This is a genomic window from Mesorhizobium sp. M7A.F.Ca.AU.002.02.1.1 (assembly GCF_003998535.1).
Classification (GTDB): domain Bacteria; phylum Pseudomonadota; class Alphaproteobacteria; order Rhizobiales; family Rhizobiaceae; genus Mesorhizobium; species Mesorhizobium ciceri.
The window spans coordinates 1-19,776 of sequence record NZ_RZPB01000010.1 but is presented as its reverse complement, the minus strand read 5'-3'; the positions used below and the strand labels follow the sequence as shown (position 1 = coordinate 19,776).

The 19,776-nt window shown below is 61.3% G+C and carries 20 protein-coding genes and 2 pseudogenes; 6 read left to right on the top strand and 16 right to left on the bottom strand.

Features of this window, described 5'->3' with window-relative positions; translation table 11 throughout:
- Positions 1-22 precede the first annotated feature (22 nt).
- From EN879_RS01680 to EN879_RS01670, 3 genes are all read right to left on the bottom strand, one after another.
- Positions 23-904 (bottom strand): cytochrome c oxidase assembly protein, encoded by an 882-nt coding sequence (locus tag EN879_RS01680; protein WP_063170471.1) that lies wholly within the window; start codon positions 902-904, stop codon positions 23-25.
- Positions 905-998: 94 nt separating this feature from the next.
- Positions 999-2,753, bottom strand: a complete 1,755-nt coding sequence (locus EN879_RS01675; RefSeq protein ID WP_063170143.1) for a thiamine pyrophosphate-dependent enzyme — start codon at positions 2,751-2,753, stop codon at positions 999-1,001.
- Between the two features lie 106 nt (positions 2,754-2,859).
- The gene (locus tag EN879_RS01670; RefSeq protein WP_027164032.1) at positions 2,860-3,870 is read right to left on the bottom strand and encodes an ATP-dependent DNA ligase; all 1,011 of its coding nucleotides are present in this window, start codon (positions 3,868-3,870) and stop codon (positions 2,860-2,862) included.
- A gap of 171 nt (positions 3,871-4,041) precedes the next feature.
- Here EN879_RS01670 and EN879_RS39680 point away from each other — a divergent pair, with 171 nt between their 5' ends.
- The 4 genes from EN879_RS39680 (at position 4,042) to EN879_RS01655 (ending at position 6,810) form a co-directional block, all read left to right on the top strand.
- Entirely contained in the window at positions 4,042-4,422 is a 381-nt protein-coding gene (locus tag EN879_RS39680; RefSeq protein WP_244514263.1) for a LysE family translocator, read from the top strand.
- A gap of 6 nt (positions 4,423-4,428) precedes the next feature.
- On the top strand, positions 4,429-4,683 hold the full coding sequence (locus EN879_RS39675; RefSeq protein WP_244514264.1) for a hypothetical protein: 255 nt from the start codon (positions 4,429-4,431) through the stop codon (positions 4,681-4,683).
- 249 nt (positions 4,684-4,932) lie between these two features.
- A complete protein-coding gene (locus tag EN879_RS01660) occupies positions 4,933-6,228 on the top strand; it encodes an Nramp family divalent metal transporter (protein ID WP_063170144.1) in 1,296 nt (431 codons plus the stop codon).
- A gap of 87 nt (positions 6,229-6,315) precedes the next feature.
- Positions 6,316-6,810 carry a hypothetical protein gene (locus EN879_RS01655; protein ID WP_013533214.1) on the top strand — a complete coding sequence of 165 codons (495 nt, stop codon included), beginning with the start codon at positions 6,316-6,318 and terminating at the stop codon, positions 6,808-6,810.
- A gap of 74 nt (positions 6,811-6,884) precedes the next feature.
- Here the strand turns inward: EN879_RS01655 and EN879_RS01650 are convergent, their stop codons facing one another.
- Positions 6,885-8,996 carry a catalase gene (locus tag EN879_RS01650; RefSeq protein WP_063170145.1) on the bottom strand — a complete coding sequence of 704 codons (2,112 nt, stop codon included), beginning with the start codon at positions 8,994-8,996 and terminating at the stop codon, positions 6,885-6,887.
- 290 nt (positions 8,997-9,286) lie between these two features.
- On the opposite strand from EN879_RS01650, the gene EN879_RS01645 reads away from it, so the two are divergent.
- On the top strand, positions 9,287-9,850 hold the full coding sequence (locus EN879_RS01645) for a sigma-70 family RNA polymerase sigma factor (RefSeq protein WP_013533212.1): 564 nt from the start codon (positions 9,287-9,289) through the stop codon (positions 9,848-9,850).
- Here the strand turns inward: EN879_RS01645 and EN879_RS01640 are convergent, their stop codons facing one another.
- From EN879_RS01640 to EN879_RS39665, 12 genes and pseudogenes are all read right to left on the bottom strand, one after another.
- Complete coding sequence (locus EN879_RS01640) at positions 9,851-10,027, bottom strand: hypothetical protein (RefSeq protein ID WP_081714227.1); 177 nt, start codon at positions 10,025-10,027, stop codon at positions 9,851-9,853.
- Positions 10,028-10,332: 305 nt separating this feature from the next.
- Positions 10,333-11,247 carry a class I SAM-dependent methyltransferase gene (locus tag EN879_RS01635; RefSeq protein ID WP_063170146.1) on the bottom strand — a complete coding sequence of 305 codons (915 nt, stop codon included), beginning with the start codon at positions 11,245-11,247 and terminating at the stop codon, positions 10,333-10,335.
- Between the two features lie 3 nt (positions 11,248-11,250).
- Positions 11,251-12,237 (bottom strand): GNAT family N-acetyltransferase, encoded by a 987-nt coding sequence (locus tag EN879_RS01630; protein ID WP_063170147.1) that lies wholly within the window; start codon positions 12,235-12,237, stop codon positions 11,251-11,253.
- Positions 12,234-12,575: pseudogene (locus EN879_RS39670) on the bottom strand (glycosyltransferase); the annotation flags it as partial. The pseudogene EN879_RS39670 and the gene EN879_RS01630, both read right to left, overlap by 4 nt.
- Entirely contained in the window at positions 12,476-13,213 is a 738-nt protein-coding gene (locus tag EN879_RS01625) for a hypothetical protein (protein WP_245493780.1), read from the bottom strand. The gene EN879_RS01625 and the pseudogene EN879_RS39670, both read right to left, overlap by 100 nt.
- Before the next feature lie 175 nt (positions 13,214-13,388).
- Positions 13,389-14,321 (bottom strand): hypothetical protein, encoded by a 933-nt coding sequence (locus tag EN879_RS01620; RefSeq protein WP_063170148.1) that lies wholly within the window; start codon positions 14,319-14,321, stop codon positions 13,389-13,391.
- Positions 14,314-15,075, bottom strand: coding sequence for a TIGR04290 family methyltransferase (locus EN879_RS01615; protein WP_013533206.1), 762 nt, complete (start codon positions 15,073-15,075; stop codon positions 14,314-14,316). Before EN879_RS01615 ends, EN879_RS01620 begins: the two co-directional genes overlap by 8 nt.
- A 2-nt stretch (positions 15,076-15,077) precedes the next feature.
- Positions 15,078-15,881, bottom strand: a complete 804-nt coding sequence (locus EN879_RS01610) for a sugar phosphate nucleotidyltransferase (protein ID WP_063170149.1) — start codon at positions 15,879-15,881, stop codon at positions 15,078-15,080.
- Positions 15,881-16,981 (bottom strand): glycosyltransferase, encoded by a 1,101-nt coding sequence (locus EN879_RS01605; RefSeq protein ID WP_063170150.1) that lies wholly within the window; start codon positions 16,979-16,981, stop codon positions 15,881-15,883. Before EN879_RS01605 ends, EN879_RS01610 begins: the two co-directional genes overlap by 1 nt.
- 14 nt (positions 16,982-16,995) lie before the next feature.
- Complete coding sequence (locus tag EN879_RS01600; protein WP_063170151.1) at positions 16,996-17,592, bottom strand: histidine phosphatase family protein; 597 nt, start codon at positions 17,590-17,592, stop codon at positions 16,996-16,998.
- On the bottom strand, positions 17,589-18,692 hold the full coding sequence (locus tag EN879_RS01595; RefSeq protein WP_013533202.1) for a myo-inositol-1-phosphate synthase: 1,104 nt from the start codon (positions 18,690-18,692) through the stop codon (positions 17,589-17,591). Before EN879_RS01595 ends, EN879_RS01600 begins: the two co-directional genes overlap by 4 nt.
- A complete protein-coding gene (locus EN879_RS39665; protein ID WP_245493781.1) occupies positions 18,575-19,225 on the bottom strand; it encodes a hypothetical protein in 651 nt (216 codons plus the stop codon). Before EN879_RS39665 ends, EN879_RS01595 begins: the two co-directional genes overlap by 118 nt.
- A gap of 24 nt (positions 19,226-19,249) precedes the next feature.
- On the opposite strand from EN879_RS39665, the pseudogene EN879_RS39660 reads away from it, so the two are divergent.
- Positions 19,250-19,776: pseudogene (locus EN879_RS39660) on the top strand (hypothetical protein); the annotation flags it as partial.

Sequence of the window (19,776 nt, the reverse complement as noted above, 5' to 3'; positions counted from 1 at the left end):
AACCGACGCGAAGCGGTGCGGGTTAGACGATGCGCAACTGCTGGAAAGCCTGTTGCCGCGGACTGCTCGTTTGAATCCAGAAAGCGACCAGGAGCAGTGCGGCTCCGCCATAGATCAGGCCGGCGGGAATCCACATGATCAAGCCTGCAAGTTGCTGGTCCTCGAGCGGGTTGAGCCCCCATAAATCCGAGCCGATCGCATTATCCGGATACCACAGCCTGGGCGAGACGACGAGCAACACCCCGAGCAGCCCGGTGTGGAGGGAGGTGAAGAAAAGATGCATCACGGCATTGCCGCAAGCCTGCTCGCGGCCAAGGCGAGGCAGCAGCACCCACCAGAACAAAAGCCCGCTACCGAGGAAACTCGCGTGCTGGGCATAGTGCAGGAAGCCCTGCTGGAGGGCAGCCTCGAACAGCGCCGGGACATGCCAGATCCATATCGCGGCTCCGTGCAGGACGGTCGCGACCACAGGACGGCTGATGAACGCCCAGACCGCCCGAAGCGCATTTGCATGTCCAGCCACTCCGAATATCTGGCGCAGCTGTACCGGCAGGGCCCACATCATCGCCGCCGTCGGGCGGGAGGCAACCAGCAGAGGCGCTGCGACCGCCATCAGCAATTCGTGCTCGATCATGTGCGCCGCAAACACATGTTCGCTCAATGCATGGATCGGGCTTACAAAGGCGAACGCCAGGACGGACCAGCCGGCAGCAAACAGCAAGGCCTGCCGCGATCGCAAGCGACGTCCACGTCCGCTCCGTCGCCACAGCCGGCCAGCGCCGGCAACATACAGCAAAAGGATTGCCGCCAGTGGCAATGTGATGGGTAGCGCCAGAGTCCAACCAGCCTGCGGAGCGCCGTTGCCATAGCAAATCGAGGTCGAAAAGAGCGCGTCGAAGCTCATGATCCGCATCCGTCACCCGGAAGAGCGCGGGTTCATCTGGAAAGATTCAGAATGAAGCCACTGAGGCGCGCTGTTCCACCTCCCTGCGCCGCCTCTAGGCATCCATCATCGATTTCGCCGGCTCACGGGCGATATTTTCTTCTATGCGTTCGTGTCCCGGCGTCCGCGGCAGGGCCTGGCGGAAGTTCTTGGCGTAGTCTGCCGGCATTTTGGGCGGCATCAGCGGCTCATAGGCATCTACCAGCGCTTCGATCACGACAGGGCCTTGCGTGGCGAAAGCCTGGTCGAGAACCGTCTCGATCTGATCGGCCCGCTCGATGCGAAAACCCTTTGCGCCCATTGCTTCTGCCGCCTTGGCAAAATCGATCGGCTGCAATTCGCAACCGAATTGCGGGTTGCCCAGAAACATCATCTGCTCCCAGGCGATCTGATTGAGCATGTTGTTCTTGATCACCAGAACCTTGAGCGGGATCTTGTAGCGCACCGCCGTCGAGAATTCGCCGAGCTGCATGGCAAAGCCGCCATCGCCGACGATGGCGGCAATCGGTCGACCGGGAAACGCTATGCCGGCAGCGATGGCGTAGGCCAGACCGCAAGCCATCGACGCCAGCGATCCGGACACCCCAAATGCCTGGCCGCTGCGAAGATCGACATGGCGGGCGGCCAGCTCCGTATTCTGACCGGAATCCGTGGCCAGCACTGTGTCGTCCGCCAATCTTTGTCCGAACGCCCGGGCAATCGCTTGTGGCTTCAATGGTTGCGCCTGCATGTCTTCCGACTGCCGCATCATCTCGCGCCATTTTCTCATGGTCTCCTGGGAACGGCGCAGGAATTCATCGGAGGGCTTTTGCGTCAGGCGCTGGTTGAGCGCGCGCAATGTCTCGGCCGCGTCGCCGACGAGGCCGGCCTCGACCGGAAAGCGCAAGCCGATCCGTTGCGCATCGCAGTCGATCTGGACGCCACGGGCCTGTCCGGGCTGCGGGTAGTATTCGATGTAGGGGAAGGTCGAACCGACAATCAGCACCGCGTCACAGTTCTCCATCGCCTCTTGCGAAGCCAGGGTTCCAAGAATGCCGATCCCGCCGGTGGTGTAGGGATGGTCGTCCGGCAGCACCGCCTTGCCCAGCAAAGCCTTCGCGACAGGCGCCTGCAGCAGGCGCGCCGTGTGTTCGAGTTCGGCGGCCGCGCCGATGGCGCCGCGCCCGGCCAAGATCGCAACCCGCGAAGCGTCATTGAGAATGGCGGCGGCTTTGTCGAGCTCAACGTCCAGCGGTACGCTGTGACCGGCGAACATATCCTGCGGCGTGTGCGCCGGGCGATTGCGCTTGGAGCGCTTCGACGGATCACGCTCCTGCTCCTGGATGTCGCTGGCAATCGAAAGATGGGCGACGCCCTTGCGCGCCAGCGCCGTTCGGCAGGCAAGGCTGGCGACGTTTTCCATATGCGCGGCATCGGCAACATGGGCGTTATAAACGGAGACATCGTTGAACACGCGCGTCAGATCGACATCCTGTTGCGTGAACGTCTCGATCAGATCGTGGAACTGCATGCCCGTAATCGCCAGCACCGGAGCCTGGTCGAGCTTGGCGTCATAGAGGCCGGTCAGAAGATGTGTTCCGCCGGGGCCGGACGTCGCAAGGCACACGCCCAGCTTTCCTGTCCACTTGGCATATGCACATGCCATGAAGGCAGCCGACTCTTCATGCCGGACCTGAACGAAGGCAATTTTGTCGCGCCGCGTCCGCAACGCTTCCATGACCCCGTTTATGCCGTCTCCCGGCAAGCCGAACACCACCTCCACGTCCCAGGCGACGAGTGTGTCGATCAGAATTTCTGCTGCATTCGGCATGTCAGGGTAGCTCCGGGTGGATGGTGTCCGAACCGGTGAATCCCGAGTTGGTTCCTTCGTCGCAATAAATCGTGACAGGTTTCTGGGGCGATCTTCCTGGGGCGGTTTATTCGATCTGCTCGAACGTGCATTGCCGTGGCGCCTTGTCGGGGCGCCAGCGCAGCAGTTTGGTGCCATGGCGAAACCGATTGCCGGTGACGTGGTCGAAGCGGACCTCCACCACCAGTTCAGGTTCCAAAGGCTCCCATTGTCCGCTGCGCTCCGTGCTCCAGCGGCTCGGGCCGCCGGGCGCCTTGCCGGTGAATCCGGGCTCTGACCGCAGCCCTTCCAGCCGGCGCGTGAGCGCTCCTCTGTCGGTCCTGGCGATGGTCGACGTGAAGCCGACGTGATCGAGCTTGCCGTCGTCATTGTAGAGGCCGAGGAGCAGTGAGCCGACCTCACGGCTACCCGCGAGATAGCGGAAACCGCCGACAACGCAATCGGCGGTGCGCCTCGGCTTTACCTTCACCATCGCACGTTCGCCGCACAGATAATGCTCGTCGAGCACTTTGGCCACGATGCCGTCGGTCGATGCATGGCCGGCCCCGTTCAGCCATCGAGCCGCCGTCGCTGCATCATAAGTGCACTTCGACAGGCGAAGATCCGGACTGTTCGAGGAGGTCACGAAGTCCTCGATCGCTCGCCGCCTTTCGACAAGTGGTTTGCCGGTGATGACCTCGCCGCCCGGCCTGGCAAGCATGTCGAAGAGGATCAGACTGGCAGGCGTCTGCGAACTCAGTTTGCGGATTCTGCTTTGTGCCGGGTGAAGACGCATCTGCAGCGCCTCGAAGGAAAGCTCACCGTCCACCTCGATGACAATCTCGCCGTCGATGACGAAATGCCCGCGCTTGAGGTCACGCAGGATCTCCGTGATTTCCGGAAAATAGCGGCCGAGCGGCTTGCCGGATTTGGCGCGCAGGTCAACGGTGTCGTCGCTCTTGAAAGCAAGGCAGCGGAATCCGTCCCATTTAGGCTCGTACTGCCAGCGGTTCCCATCCCTTGGGATTGCATCGGCAAGCCTGGCCTCCATCGGAGACGTATCCAGCGGGAGCGGGAAGGCGTTTATCGGTTCATGCACGGATCAGGCCTCCAAAACCGGTTCAGGAACGGCTCCGGCTTTTCAACTTCCAGGACTGCACCGCGTTCCATCTGACGGGTTCATGGAGGTTCTTCACGATGGACATTTTCATTTGCCGCCGGAACCCGGTGACGGCTGGCCGCTTTGATGTCATCGGCGGCGCGAAAGGAGATGCCCATCGACCTCTCATTGTGGACAGCTTTTGTCGGAACCGTCATTCTGATGCAGGTGCCGCCAGGCCCCGACAGCATGCTGGTGATGGCCCGCGGCATCGGACACGGGCGCGGCGTGGCGTTGTTCACGGTACTCGGCATGACGCTGGGCGCCGGACTGGTGCAGCTTCCGCTGATTGCATTCGGCCTGTCTTCGCTTGTCCACGCCTCGCCGGTGGCGTTCAATCTGCTTCGATGGGCCGGGGCGGCCTATATCATGTGGCTGGGTTTCCGGCTGCTGCTTTCAGCCTCGGCAACCATTCCCACAGGTGACATCAAGGCCCTGCGGCCGCTCGCCGCCGCCCGGGAAGGAATGATCGCCAATCTGAGCAATCCCTAGCCTTTGATGTTCATGGTTGCGTTCCTGCCGCAATTTGTCGACCCGCATAGGGGCTCCGTCACGTTGCAACTGGTGCTGCTTGGCGCAACACAGAAGATAACCGGTGTGCTGGTGCTGGGAGCCTACGCCTTGGCATCGGGCGCGGTCGGCGCATGGGTCATGCGGCACCCTCGCGCAAGGCTTTGGCAGCAGCGGCTCGCCGGCTGTCTCATTATCGGCCTCGGCGTGCGGATGGTGATCGGCGGCAGTACGAGCCGCTGACTTGAAGAAATAGCTTGCCACGTCGCCTGAAGGATTGGCTTCGACACAAGCATTGTCTTCTTCAGGGGGACGGAGCATTCGCTTTGACGTTCGGCTCCGCCGCCGTTGCGGGCCGGGACCGTGTCCAGGAACAAAAAACCTGACCGGAGGTTCGAACCTCGATCTCAATGCAGCTGCAACGCTTCATCGCCATCCGATTGGAATGTTCGTCATGATTTCTTGCGTGGCCTCGGTAAAGACGCGCCTTCAATGAACAAGCCGCCTGAGAATGCTGGCCAAAGGGAAAGCAGGCGAAAAGGGGGCGACGTCGTTCGGGCTCTTGGGCTTGGCCTGATCACCGGCGCGGCCGATGACGACTGCTCGGCCATCGGTACCTACGCCAGCGCCGGAGCGCGGTTCGGCCCCGACCTGCTGTGGACGGCACCTGTCACGCTGCCGATGATGTATCTCGTCGTCTACCTTTCATCCAAACTTGGCCAGGTTTCGGGTCGCGGGCTTTTCCAGGTCATATCGGACCTCTATCCGCGTTGGCTGCTATGGTCCGTGCTGGTGGGCGTGCTGATTGGCAACACGATCGAGGCAGCCGCCGACCTTGGCGCCATGTCGGCGGCTATTGTGCTGTTCGTTCCGCTGCCTGCTCCGTTGGTCGTCACTGCCGTTGCGGTCGTCATTTTTGCCCTGCAGGTGCTCGGATCGTACAAATTGATCCGAAATGTGTTCCGGTGGCTGGCTCTGGCTCTGCTTGCCTATGTGGTCTCCGCGGTGCTTGCCAAACCGGATGCCGCTTCCATCCTGCGTGGCACGCTGTTGCCACAAATCGAGTTCAGCCGAGAGTACCTGTCCATCCTCGTCGCCATCGTCGGGACCACTCTCTCCGCATACCTTTACACGTGGCAGTCCAATCAGGAGGTGGAGGAGGAGATCGCCAAGGGTCGAACGAGCCTCGAAGAGCGCAAAGGCGCCACCGAGGGTGAACTGCGCCGATCCCGCCGCGATATCCTAATCGGCATGACGTTCTCCAATCTGATCATGTATTTTATCATCCTTTCGACCGGGTCGACGCTCTACAAGGCCGGACACACGCAGATCGAGACAGCGGCACAGGCGGCCGAAGCGCTGCGGCCGCTTGCCGGCGACGCTGCCGGCATTCTCTTTGCGGCCGGTGTAATTGGCGTCGGCTTCCTGGCCGTGCCGATCATGACCGCTGGCGCTGCTTTCGATTTCGCCCAGGCGATGGGATGGAAGAATAGCCTGCATGCCAAACCCCGGCAGGCTCCCAAATTCTACATCGCGATCGGGGTCATAACGCTGGTGGCGGTGGGTCTCAATTTCTTCGGCTTCAACCCGATGAAAGCTCTCGTCTGGTCCGGCATCGTGCAAGGATTTTCAACGCCGCCGCTGCTGCTTCTCATCCTCATCATGACCAACAATCGCAAGATCATGGGCGACAAGGTCAACAGCACAAGCACGAACATCCTGGGCGGCGTGACGACCTTGGCGATTTTTGCGGCGTCGGCGGGATTGGTGGCAAGCTGGTTCCTGTAGCTCGCATGGCATGACAGATGTTCAGGCACGGTGGAACATCGGCGGTCAAATCCCGTTGAGACGCTTGTGGGAGAAAGGAGGTTGTCCATGTCAAAGTTGCAGGCCGCAACTCCGGACCGTTTAAGGCAACTCAGGCTTGAAGCTTCAGCACATTTCGCTCCGTTGATGCTGAACGAAGCCCTGTTGCGCCTTTCCCATGCCTGCGGAGGCGACAGCCTCGACCGCTTCGAGAAAGCCATGGTTGATCAAATCGAGGCTGCCAAGGACGATCGGGCCGATTTCGAAACGATCAAGGAACTCGCGATCGAGCAGCTTTACGCCCTGGTCCGGAACGCCAACGATTCGCCGAAAAAGAAACAGTCGCTGGAGAAGATCGACACGCGCAGAACGCCCGGCCGGTCCGAAGAACCACGCACGCTCGAGGACCAACTGCAGGCGGGGTTGGAGGATTCCTTTCCCGCGAGCGATCCGCCTTCGGTGGTGTCCACGACCATTTCAGGCGGAGCAAAGAAGCTGGTTGGGACCGACGAGGTTCTGGAGAAGCAGCGGCGACAAGCGTCCAGCAAGGAAGATCGCTCGTAGACCGCGGTGCCGGCTGGGTTGGCGGCAAACCAAAGAGTGCGGACGCGCCAACGGAAACAGCTGACGCCATCGCATCAAAGTTTGACAGCCGCCTCCCGCGCCCAGAGCCGCAGTTTGCGGCATGACTGCACAAACGCAGCTACCGAAGCTGCCGAATCCAGCCGCCTCAGCCCCTCATCGGCATCGGGAGCGACGCCTGCTTTGATCAGGAGCGGCTCGGCCCCGGAGGTGAAGCCGATGAACTTGCAATGCGCAAACGCATCAGACACGAAATCCTTCGCAGCGGCCTCCGTGACCAGTAGCTCGGCGCCCGCCTCGGAGAGGAGCAGCACCACCGCGTCGAACAAAACGGATGGACCGCCGTCGATCATGTGCCTTGCCTCGATGTGGGTGCCGTCGGCGGCTTCGACGCCGCCCACCTTGGGCGCAACCACCTCCATCACCGCGCCTTCCGCTTCGATGGCGGAACGAAGTTCCTCGAACAGCGCGACATCGGCTCCATCGCTGAGCATGACACCGACTTTGCGGCCTTCGAAACTGTCGGGCCCGTTTTGGATGATGCTGAGCGCCGGCGACGGCGGCAAGTCATCGCGCGGTGGAACGGCGGCTTCGGCAGGTTCGGGCATGTCACGGATGCCGAGCTTGTCGGCGACCGTGGTCGCCAGCGTTTCATCGATGTTCAACAAATGCGAAACCATGCGTTCGCGGATCGCCGGTGCCTGGACCTTGCTCAGTTCAAACGTCAGCGCCATCGCGATGTGACGCTGCTCCGGTGGTGTCTGGCTGTTGAAGAATTGCCGGGCCTGGCTGTAGTGATCGGCGAAGCTCTCCGCGCGCAGACGTACTTTCTGCCCTTGTTCGGCATCGGAGAAAGAACGGAAGCCACGCTGCGGATCCTCGCGCGGTCCCAGTCCCCATGAGTTAGGTTCATAGTTGGCGCGACCGGCCGGATTGCGCATGGCCATGTGCCCGTCCTGTTGAAAATGGGCGAACGGGCACTTCGGCGCATTGACCGGCAGATGGGTAAAGTTCGGACTGCCCAGCCGCTTCAATTGGGTATCGAGATAGGAGAAGTTGCGGCCCTGCAGAAGCGGATCGTTGGAGAAATCGATTCCGGGCGGCACATTCTGCGTCATGAATGCAACCTGCTCGGTCTCGGCGAAGAAATTATCCGGCATCCGGTCGAGCACCAGCCGACCGACCGGAATTGGTTCGAGAACCTCTTCGGGAATGATCTTCGTTGCGTCCAGGATATCGAAGTCAAAACTGTCGGCAAACGCCTGATCGAACAGTTGCACCGTCAACTCCCATTCCGGGAAATTGCCGGCCTGTATGGCCTCCCACAGATCGCGGCGATGGAAGTCGGGATCGGCGCCGTTGATCTTGACCGCCTCGTTCCAGACCACCGATTGCATGCCGAGCTTGGGTTTCCAGATGAACTTGACGAAGGTGGATTCGTCCTTGGCGTTGACGAGGCGGAACGTATGCACACCGAAGCCTTGCATGAAGCGGAAGGAACGCGGGATGGCGCGATCCGACATGATCCACATCACCATGTGCATCGATTCCGGCATCAGGCTGATGAAGTCCCAGAAATTGTCGTGCGCCGTCTGTGCCTGCGGAAAAGCACGGTCGGGCTCCTGTTTGGCGGCGTGGATCAGATCGGGAAACTTGATGGCGTCCTGGATGAAGAAGACCGGAATGTTGTTGCCGACCAAATCCCAATTGCCTTCCTTGGTGTAGAGCTTGACCGCAAAGCCGCGCACGTCGCGGGCGAGATCGAACGAGCCCTTGTTGCCGGCAACCGTCGAGAAACGAACGAATGCCGGCGTCTTTTCACCAGCTCGCTGGAAAATGTCGGCACGTGTGTATTTGGCCAGTGAGTCGTAGGTCTCGAAATAACCATGCGCGCCATAGCCGCGGGCATGGACGACCCGTTCCGGGATGCGTTCGTGGTCGAAGTGGAAAATCTTCTCGCGAAAGTGAAAGTCTTCGATCAGCGATGGTCCGCGTTCACCGATCCGCAATGTGTTTTGGTCGTCGGAGACAGGCGTTCCGAGCGCCGTGGTAAGGACAGGCGTGTCGTCTCCCGCGACCTGGTGCAACTCGCCGCCATTTCCGCGCGCGCTATTCTGATCCAGTCCACTTGCCGATTGGCGAGCGGAGGGGCGAGCGGATTTGGCCATGACAGGTCCTCGATCGATACTGGAAGGTTAAAGTGGCAAGCCATCAAACTGCCGGTGAACGGCTTTGTTCCCGTAAAAAAGCGGACGCTGTAGATACCACTGTCGAAGGAGGCGTCGCTGCTGCGGTGATGGTATGCGCCGATCGCATGACAGATATCTCCGCCCGCGAAGAATTATGAAGAGTTGTCTCCAGCAAGAGGAACGAACCAAACTTCCATGCATTTAGCTGAGGCTGCGTTCACACACTCTTTCTGCTGGGAGCTGGACCATTGTCATCCGGAGGCTGCCTTTTGGCCGACCAGGAAACCAATGAAGTTTCCATCGTTGACCTGATACCCGCCCTGCGGGCATTCGCCCGCACCTTCTGCCGCGTCCCCGACGATGCTGACGATCTCGTGCAGGAGACACTGACCAAGGGTCTCGCCAACATCGACAAGTTCGAACCCGGTACGCGAATGAAGTCGTGGCTCTTCACCATCATGCGCAACACCTATTATACCCGGGTCAAGATCGCTGCCCGGGAGGCGCCAGGCCTGCTCGACTGCGCCTCTTCGAGACCAATTTCGGAAGCCACCCAGGAATGGACCGTTCAGAGCAGGGAAGTTCACGGCGCCATTCAAAGACTGCCTGAACACCAACGCGAGGTGCTGATGCTGATCGGCGTTTTGGGAGTGAGCTACGAGGAAACCGCCGACATATGCGGTTGCGCGGTCGGGACGGTCAAAAGCCGCCTGAACCGTGCGCGCGCCAACATCCTTGAACTCCTAGGGGAGAGTTCGCTGGAGACATTGATGGAGAGGAGAAACCAGCTGTCGGACGGTCAGCTCGACGTCGAGGTCGACAGCCGCAGATAGTCAGTTGTTCACGTCGCGCCGACGCTTCTCGACGAGCGCGTTCTGCAATTCGATCGCCAGCTTGGTGAGGCGGTCCGGAATCTTTTCCTGCTCTATGGCTGCCAGCAGGGAGGCAATCTCCCGATCCACCGCCATCTCGACATGCGGATCCGCGGTATCGTCGCTCGAACGAGACATCACATTCTCTTGATAGCGGTCCCTTGATCGTAGTGTGGTGATAAGCGCCCGGCATTACAAGCCTGTGTCCACCGCCGAGAAGCTGACCGGCGGACCCTTGCACAGGTTTATTTCCTTGCTCCTTGGTCGCCCCGCGGACCACAGGCCCGCGCGGTGGCGTTCAGTCCTTCGGCAATCGATTAGCGGCGTAATCCTTCGGACTTGATCCGATTGCCGTCCAGCCCGCGCTCCTCCTTCGAATCGAGGACACTCGTTGGTGCCCTTTGCTCGACATCCGAACTGGCATCGTGCTGTAATGTTCCGTCTCACCGAGCGAGCAAAAAAGCGTTGCCATCCCATGATCGAAACGGCTTCTCACCGTCGATGAGGACCCGCAATTGATGAGCTTGCGCCAGACGGCCGATATCGTCGCGGTCTGAGAAAAGCGATCCGCGATAGGAATAGTTCAGCAAGGCGAGCCAGCCCGGCCGTTTCAGAACGCGCGCAATTTCTTCGAAATGCCGCTCTGCCATGCCGGCCAGAACCAGATAGGGAAAGCTGTCGACCGCCAGCACGCAATCGAAACTGGCATCGTCGAAATCGGCCAGATCGAGACCGGAGGTTTGTCGTAACTCGACATTGCCGAGTGCGGCGCATTGCTCTGAGGCGATGGAGATCATTCGCGACGATATATCGATACCGACCATCCGCTTGAAGGATCTGCACAGCGCACGCTCGAAACGGCCGATGCCGCAACCGATGTCGAGAATGCTCCGTTCCCTTCCGGTGAATTCTCGGGCTTCCAGCCATGCGACGATTTCGTTGGTCGTGGCTGTGAGCCTTTCCACATCGCCGAGGGATGCCAGTTGGACACTCGCGGCTCCCGAAATCGCTGCCGCGGCATCGAAGCTGGACGCCAGCCGCATGACGACAGCGGCATTCGTCTCGTCCTCATTGCGCTCATGGCGAACGGCGCCGCCCGTCGCTCGCAACATGGCAAAGACGTCTGGTTTGCAGCGCAGCAGTCCGGCGACCTTCCGCAATCTTGCCGCGTCGCCGGTATCCGCCGGACGGACTTTCAGCACGACCTCCGCCAATTCCGCTGCCCCAATTGTGGGCGGCAGGTGGAGCGCCAGCCTGACGAGAACACCTTCGGCGCAAATACCGTCGGCCATGCAGTCTTCAACCGCCAGCCTGACCGATGTCCGGCGCTGGGCGCCTTTCGGTGCGGTTACACTCATGGGTCAACTCCGCGTCCAGACCCTGCGCATCGTCCACCTGTCGGCGGCGCCCCAGCCATATTTGTAGGCCTCCTGGCCGCGCAGGAAATCGAACTCGCGCGCATCTTCACGGATCGACTCCACGATTGCGTGGCCAATCAGGATCGCGCCCGGGCTCTCCTCGGCATAAGCAGGGTCGAACCCACCCAGATAAGCGTAGGCACGGCCGCGGTGGTGAAATCCGTAATAGGCACCGATGGTCCTGTCATCGATCGCGAGCAGCCAGCATCGCACCAGACCATGAGCATCGAGCAAGGGAAGCGAGAGCCGATGGAATTGCTCGACGGCGGGGTTGGCCAACACACCCCCTCCGTGTTCGGCCCATCGCACATTGTGCAGGCGGATCAATTGATCGAGGAAGGTTTGCGGACTGCCGTTTGCCGATGACAGCGCAATCCGGCCGCATCTTGATGCCGCCTGGCGCGCCCGACGCAACTGGCGTCTGCGTCTTGCGGGGACGCAGCCTGCCAGCGTTTCGTCGCCGGCGATGGCGAGCACGGGGCAGGCGGCATGGGCGGTCGGCCGATCCATCTCGGGATGCTTCATCGCAAGGGCGACGCTGTCCTGCGGCAAGTCCGACAAGATCCATTGCGCCCACCCGATCGAGAAGATCGACTCGCTGATAATGCCGACAACCTCGGCTTCGATCCCAGGGACAGCCAGGATGTCCAGATAGTCGCTGAGCGAAATGCCGACCGGAAGCAGCTTCGAACCGGCCGTCCCGTGCTCGAGATAGAGCGGCGCCAGCCCGACCAGATCGCCGCCGCGCCAGACCGCGACTGTCGCCAGTTCACCGGGTGCGAATGCGTGCCACCATGGCACCAGCCAGGCGGGAGATTGAAACGGCGTCGCCGAGGGACTCTGCTGCCACAGTTTCCACCAGTGCGGCGTCAAGGCGTCGAACTGCGCGGGGTCACCGATGATTTCGCAGCGCAGCACCGCTTTGCTCACGGCGTCGCAGCCAAGCGCCGGCGACCAGTGCCAAGCTGTGCCAGCGCCTGATAGGCATCCATGTAAGACGAGATCATCCGTTCCAGCGAAAATCGCCGTCGCGCCTCCGCCCTGCATGTCTCGGCATCCAAGCTGGGCGCCGCAAGAATGGCTTGGGCCATCTCGTCGACCGTGTCGACGAGAAAGCCCGTCCTGCCGTGCTCTATGACGTCGGGAAGCGCACCATTTGGAAAGGCGACTACCGGGGTCCCGCAGGCGAGGGCCTCCATGGCCACAAGCGAGCTGGTCTCGGCTGCGAGGCTCGGAATGACCAGACAGCGCGCTGCGTTGAGAAAGCGTCGCTTGGCGGTGAAGCCGAGCGGGCCAAGGAAGCGGCGGCGGCCATCGAGGCGAGATTGGACCTCGTCGCGAAAGTACCGCTATGCGTTTCGTAGGGATAGACCTTACCGCCGACGACCAGCGGAACGCCTGCTAGTTTGGCTGCATCGAGCGCCAGGTGAATGCCCTTCTCCGGGCAAACCCGGCTCAGAACCAGGGCAAAGTCGCGCTTCGGCTGCGGCAGGTTCAGTGCTTGGATGTCGACGCCGTTCGGAATCGGTGCCGTCAGCCTGGCGCCTGATGGCGCGGTTTTCTGCTGGCTGGGTGAGACCGCATGAAGCCAGAGGTCGCCACGCGTCGGGCGCAATGCCGCGGCCGGATACCAATCCAACGGCAGGTGGAGGGTCACCAAGGTCGGACCATCGTCGGGCAGATAAGCGTCGAAATCGATGCCGTGCAGATGAACCACATCGATGGGCCATCGGGCGCGGGCAGCGGCGATCGCTTTGCGATGGGCCTCTTGCGCGCGGCGCTTCGCCGCCTCGTCGAGCATGCCGTTTTCGGCCGGTATTTCCACAAGCGTGCCGCTCGTGCTGGAGCCACGGCAAGCAATGACGATAGATCGATGGCCGGCGTGAACCAACGCCCGATCGAGCATCGACAGAACCTGTTCGGCACCGCCGACAGCGTCGGGTCCGACGGGCGCGAGAGGGTAGGCGACATTGAGGACGGTGAGTGTCGCGGCCGGTTGCGTCCCGGTGCCCTGCGCCGCATCCCCACCTGTCAGTGGTGTTGCGAAGTCCGGCATCTGATGCATGGGCAGCATGACGATTTCACGCGGCCGAGGCCCGCCGCGTGGGGAGCGAGGCGGATGTCATGCCAGGCGCATAGCGGCGGATCATGGTTGAGCAGAATTCCGCGAACTCCTCCGGCACCAGTGGCGGGCTGGTGTGGTGGGGCATCATTCCGCGATGCTGAGGTGTGAAGCAGAAGGTGACCGTCACGTCGAAATCGGCGAGTGCTTCCATCTGCCGGTCGAACCAGTCCAGCGCATTCGGCCGAAAACTGTCCGCCCAGGAAAGCCCGGTACGCATATTGGTGACACCCAGCCGCTTCAGCCAGGCGACAGCGTCGTCCAGCCGCGGATCTTCGAAATGAAACCACTGCACCAGTCCCATTGCGGGTGTATAGCGCAGGAATTCCTCCAGCGCGGGCTTTGGCGTGCCGTCCTGGCGCAGCAGCCCCATATGGAAATGACGGTAATAAGAGGAGCCTTCGGCTTCGCGGTGACGCGTCGTTGCTTCCCATTCACGCGGAAGATCGTAGAGGCTGTACCACTGGACGCGTGGTGCATTGCCGAGCAGCAATTCAGCTGTTCGCTTGAGCCCCCAGACCTGGATTTCCTCGGCGCCGAAGGTCGATACGCCGACTTCGCTGACCCAGATGGGAAGGTCGGTGACGGTCGCGATCTCGCCGATCTTCTGCGGCCATTCCTGGATTTGCCACAGGTTCCAGTCGAGCGGAAAGCCGTGCACGGCGACGGCGTCGACATGATCCAGCACGCCGAATTCCTTCATGCGGGTGATGAATCCCGGGTCTATCGGCGAGATGCCACCGAGCACTTTGGTCAAAGCCGGGTTTTCAGATGCGATTGCGTCCGCCGCCAGGATTGCCATCCTGGCGAAGCGGCTCCAGTCGGGGTCGAGCTCGGGATCCCAATGCGATTTGTTGTTGGGCTCGTTCCAGATCATCGCGGCTTCAATCATGGCGCTGTCCTTTCGAGGGGTAGACGGGACCGCCACTGGCCGGGTCGCCTGCGGCCCGGCAGAAATAGACCTCCTGCTCAGGGTGCAGAACGATCTCGAAACCGGCGCTGCGCAGCATCGCTTCGGTGCAGGCTCGATTGGGTATCCACCAGTTGGTCGGGTCGTCGGCATAGCGGTGCTCGATGAAATGGAGCTTGGGAAATTCCGGCCGGTCGAACAGGTCATGCGTCCAGAAATGATAGTTCTCTTCCATCTCGGGAAGATCGGTGCTGCCGCGCTGCATGGACTGGAAGATCATCAGATCACCGGCGACATGCTCACGGATAAGGTCGAGCGCAAGCAACGGGTGGCGCAAGTGATAAAGCACCCCCATGAACAGCACGATATCGAATGTTTCGCGCAGGGCGCCGACGTCGTAGACCGACAGTTTCTGGAATTCGATCTCGCAATTGGCGATCTCGGCGGCAAAGCGGGCCTGCGCCAGATAAGCCTCATCGAAATCAATGCCGAGGACACGGGCAGCACCTCGCCGTTTCATCTCGATGGAATAGAAGCCGGCATTGCAGCCGATATCCAACACCGTCTTGCCTGTCAGATCCGCGGGAATGGCCTCGGCGAATTTGCGCCATTTGATCAGCGGGTAATTGCCGAGAAAATGGTTGGGAGCGGTTTCGACACCGGCCAGTTCCATGTTGTGGAACCATGGGCCGAGAGCATCGATACGGCGGCGGATTTCGGCATGGGAATGCAGCATGGTCAGGCTCCTTCGCCGGGAACGACAGGCACATGCGGGTGTGCTCCACCCACAAGCATGGCGGTTTGGCGTTGTTCGGATGCGACGCCCTCTTCGAGCAGCCGAAGAGCCGTGCGATAGCCGTTGAAGGTGCCGACATCGACGTAGGAGACTCCGGCCCTGACACCGTAGGCTTCACCGCCGGCAGCCAGATAGGCATTGATCAGGGTGCCGATATATTCGTCACGCCGGTCCCGTTCACGCCAGAGTGCAGCGAGTTGGTGCAAGATCCGGCCCGGCATCTTGAACGCCCCCCAGATCCAGTTCGTGGCAGCGTCTTGCCGCTTGACCAGAATTTCCTTCACCCGATCTCCCTCGTCGAGAACCACGGCATCGAAAAATTCCGGGCGGTCCACCGGGAAGAGCAGAAACGATAGGGAACTATCCGGCAGGCAGGAGAAGCCGTCCTCGGGGAACCAGATCGTATCGGGCAAACCAATCAAAACCGTCTCGTCGGGCGCGACGAGAGGCGCTGCCCGAAAAATCGCATCGCAAAGTCCAACAGGGTTGGGCTGCACCACGAACAGAGCCGCAGCGTCACCATAGCCGGCGGCGTAATATTCGAGAATGTCGGATTTGCCCGATCCGATGATGAAACAGATCTTGTCGACGCCGGCGCGCACCATCCGCCGCACCAGGTACTCGCTCACCGCGCAGGGACGCTCCGTCTGTCCATCGATCCGACTGCCTACCGGCAGCAGCTCTTTCGAGAAGCCGAGCGGTTGAATGCGGCTGCCGCGCCCGGCAGCGGGCACAATGCCCAACATCAGACTGCTTCCATCATCGGTTCGCGGGGAGATCTTTGAAAGGCGTCGTTTAGAATGTGGTCCAGCTCCGCCGCGCGCCGGGCAGAAGTGTGTTCATCCAGAACCCGTTCGCGCGCACGGGTTTTGATGGCATCGAGTTCATCTGCCGGCAAGGCGAGCGCCGCGACCACGTCATCGGTGTCGTGGGCCAGCAGGATCTCGCTGCCGGGTTCGAAGAAGCTGCTCAGGCCAGGCCAGGTGTCGGTTATGATCGGCACCCCGCATGCCGCCGCTTCGAACAACCGGCCCGAAGGACACCAGCCTTTTTGCACCATCGCCTCGCGGGTGACATTCAGCGTCAGTCGGGAGGATGAGAAAAACGCCGGATGATCGGCCGGTGGCAGATGCCTGACGAAGAAGATGTTGTCGCCCCACGGGAATTCCTGCGGATACTGTGCGCCGCCGATGATGAAGCGCTGATCCGGTAGACGCGCGGCGGTGCGGACCAGCAGCTTTTCGACGCCGGCCTGGCGATCCGCCGCGTAGGTCCCGAGATAGGACAGATCACCGGCGAATTCGGCCCGCTTCTCTGCCGGCCGGTGTTGGTCGGGATCGACGTGCCCATAGAGCGGCACCACATGGCGCGCACCCAGAACCGTCTTCAGCGCGTCGACCGCCGAGCCGCCGGTGTAACTCAGGACGAGGTCGAAATCGGCAAGACCCTCAGGGCCGAAATAGGGTGGACGCTCACCTTGTTCGATGCGGGCAAGCGTGACCGGAGTGTCCAGATCGTAGAACACACGCAGTCCGCGGCCTGCCTGCTGCGCCAGCCGCGAGGCGTCCACGGCGTCGGGACAATAAGAGGTGACAATAACGACATCCGATTGTTTGACTGTTTGCTCCGCGACCCGGCGGATGTCCTCCCAGTCCGGGTAGAGCACGACGTTGCCGCCGTCCAGGCGATCAAGATCGCGCGCTCCGGCATAGTAGGGCGTGTCGCGTTCGAAGAAGGTAACGGACCAGCCGCGCCGGGCGAGGGCTCGGATCAGTCCCCTCCATAAGGTGGCATGGCCGTTGCCCCATGAAGACGTGACGGTAAGACCGAAAATGACCATCTGCATCCGGCAAATCCTCGTCAGGCAACTTCGTTCAATCGGATCAGCTTCGCCCCCCAGTCCCCCGATACGATCGTCGTGATCGAAGCGGGATCGATGTCGAAGCGAAAGCAGTCGCCGGCCGGCAAGCCAAGGACCTTGCAGACGGCGGCCTTGATCACATCGGCGTGGCTGACCAGGGCGACACACTGATTCGGATGCTGCTCGTGGACAGCATTCATCACCGCGACGACGCGCTGCTGGACATCGTGCATGGTCTCGCCACTCGGTGTCCTTGCCACTTGCCGCTGATCATTCCAGGCTCGCCAGCTGGCGTCGCCATTCAGCTCATCGAAAGTCTTTCCCGACCAGTCGCCGAAGTCGATCTCGTCAAGTTCGGCGCAGATCGCGATTTCTCCGACACCGCAGGCGAGCGCAATTGGCAGCGCCGTCTCTCGGGTACGCTCGCGCGGGCTGCACAAGATCGCGACGATGGGCTCCCGGGCCATGCGGCAGCCAAGCTGCGTTGCCTGCGCCTTACCGGCATCGCCGAGGCAAACGCCGTCCATACGGCCTGCCAGATAGGAGCCGACATTTTCGTGTGCCGCATGGCGGATCAGAAAGAAGGTCGTCGTCATTCTGCGGCATCGAGCAAAGGCTCGTCCTTGCCTGCGATAAAAGCGAGCGTGCGCTGCCGCGCTTCGGCGTCGGTGAACTGTTCCGGAGGCGACTTCATGAAATAGCTGCAGGGACCGGTCAGCGCGCCGGCTATGCCGCGATCGAGCGCCAGCTTGGCGCAGCGTACCGCATCGATCACCACGCCGGCCGAGTTGGGCGAATCCCAGACCTCCAGCTTGAGCTCGGCATTGAGCGGCACGCCGCCGAAGGTCGTGCCTTCGACCCTTATATAGGCCCACTTGCGATCGGTGAGCCAAGGCACATGGTCGCTCGGGCCGACATGGATGTTGCCCGGCTCCAGGGGAACATCGAACTGGCTGGCCACGGACTGTGTCTTGGAGATTTTCTTCGATTCCAGCCGCTCGCGTTCCAGCATGTTGAGAAAATCGGTGTTGCCGCCGAAATTCAGTTGATAGGTGCGGTCGATGCGTACGCCGCGTTCACGGAAGAGATTGGCTAGCAACCGATGCACGATGGTCGCGCCGACCTGGCTCTTGATGTCGTCGCCGACCAGCGGCAGCCCGCGCTGCTCAAAGCGCCGTCGCCATTCCGGACGTGAGGCGATAAAGACCGGTATGCAATTGACGAAGGCGCAGCCGGCCTCGAGTGCGCATTCGGCATAGAAGCAGGTCGCCTCCTCGGAACCCACCGGCAGGTAGGAAACCAGCACGTCAGCGCTGCTGTCACGCAGGATCTCGGTGACATTGGCAACCGGCTCGGGAGCTTCTTCAATCTCGTCGCGCAAATATTTGCCGATCCCGTCCAGCGTCGGTCCGCGCTCGACGCGAACGCCGGTTGTCATGGCGTCGGCAAAGCGGAACGTGTTGTTGGGGGCGGCGTAGATCGCTTCCGCGACGTCGAGGCCAACCTTGCTCTTGGCGACATCGAATGCGCAGACAATCTCGATGTCGTCGACGTGGTAACCGCCGAGGTCGGCATGCATCAGCCCAGGGATTGGTTCGTTGCTTTTAGCGTGACGATAGAACGAGAGGCCCTGCACCAGGGAGGATGCGCAATTGCCGACCCCAACGATACCAACACGAACCTTTTTCGATCCCACGAAACCGCCACCCTATGTTGTTCAAAGGTAAGTTCCTGGCGCCGAACCATCAGCTTGCCGGAATGTTCCTCCACCCATCGAAAAATTGCGCGAGACAGCATGGATCGAAGCCGCATCCGATGCGTTCCCGCACGGCAAGCATTGGAAACCGATCGATGATCGTCTACGGCGACCACAAGCGGACGCAGGACGCACAACAGCTTCGCGAAGCAGCAGGCGAAATGGCCGTAAGACTTGATCGGATGTCTCATGGCATCCGACGCCATGCTGCATTGGTCGGACTGTTCATCAGCGTGTCGGAGCTGGTTCAGGCGCTTGCCGACGTCGATTTCGGAACCTGCGGCATCGACATTTTTTCGCCACGGCAACAGCAAGGCGCCAGGCTGCTGGTCGGGCTTGCGGCAGAGGTAGCGAAGTCGTGGCGAAGCGGTTTCAACGTTGGCGGTGGCATCGATCCGGGACTTCTCAAGCTGCTGGCCGGGCTCGACTGTCAGGCCGAGGTTCTGACCGGCTCCGCTGAGGGTTATGCGCATTATGCGCTTTATCCCGAAAGCTATTTGGACGCGGCGCAGAAGTCGGGGCTCGATGCGAACACATGCGTTATCGGTGTCCGCAGCATTGGCCTTGGGCTCGCAGCTATGGTGGCGGCCTCGATTGGCGCGCCTGCGCCATTCAGCGTTCGTCCGATCGGCCATCCCTTCCACAGGCACATCAACGCCGATCCGCGGTCGATCACCGCTTGGAAGAACAATCCATCGGCGCGTTTCGCCGTTGTCGACGAGGGTCCCGGCCTGTCCGGCAGTTCGATGCATGCCGTTGTCGTTTGGCTGCGTGAACTGGATGTCGATACGGACCGCATTCACCTGTTTCCCAGCCATTCAGGCGGCCCGGGCAGCGAAGCGTCGCCGGAGGCTCGGGAAACGTGGTCGCGCTGTCCGAAACATGTGGCGACGGCGTTTGAATGCACCTTCTCCGAAAGCTCGAAAATTCCCACGCTGCGCGATTGGGTGGCCGAGGCGGTCGGCAGGCCGGAATTAAACCTGACCGAACTATCTGGTGGCGAGTGGCGGGCCGCCCACTATGC